The sequence below is a fragment of the Pseudomonas sp. SCPG-7 genome (assembly GCF_002156405.1).
Lineage (GTDB): Bacteria > Pseudomonadota > Gammaproteobacteria > Pseudomonadales > Pseudomonadaceae > Aquipseudomonas > Aquipseudomonas parakoreensis.
The window spans coordinates 1-347 of sequence record NZ_MVOO01000053.1 but is presented as its reverse complement, the minus strand read 5'-3'; the positions used below and the strand labels follow the sequence as shown (position 1 = coordinate 347).

Genomic DNA, 347 nt, shown 5'->3' with positions numbered 1-347 from the left:
AAATTTTTAAAGAACGATCTAATCAAAGACTAGAAATCAATATTCGCACCGGAATATTCATTTCTAAGCTCTAACAAGTAGAAGCAGTTAATGGTGGAGCCAAGCGGGATCGAACCGCTGACCTCCTGCGTGCAAGGCAGGCGCTCTCCCAGCTGAGCTATGGCCCCATACAAAATTGGTGGGTCTGGGCAGATTCGAACTGCCGACCTCACCCGTATCAGGGGTGCGCTCTAACCAACTGAGCTACAGACCCAATTTCGAGCGCGTAACTGATTAGCTCAGAGCTATCAGCTTGGAGCTTAAAGCTGCTTCTATCGTCTTCTTCAATGAATCAAGCAATTCGTGTG

General features: G+C 47.6%; 2 tRNA genes. Both read right to left on the bottom strand.

Annotated features, from left to right (window positions below):
- Positions 1-91 precede the first annotated feature (91 nt).
- A tRNA-Ala gene (locus B1722_RS28515) sits at positions 92-167 on the bottom strand.
- A gap of 9 nt (positions 168-176) precedes the next feature.
- A tRNA-Ile gene (locus B1722_RS28510) sits at positions 177-253 on the bottom strand.
- Positions 254-347: the final 94 nt, after the last annotated feature.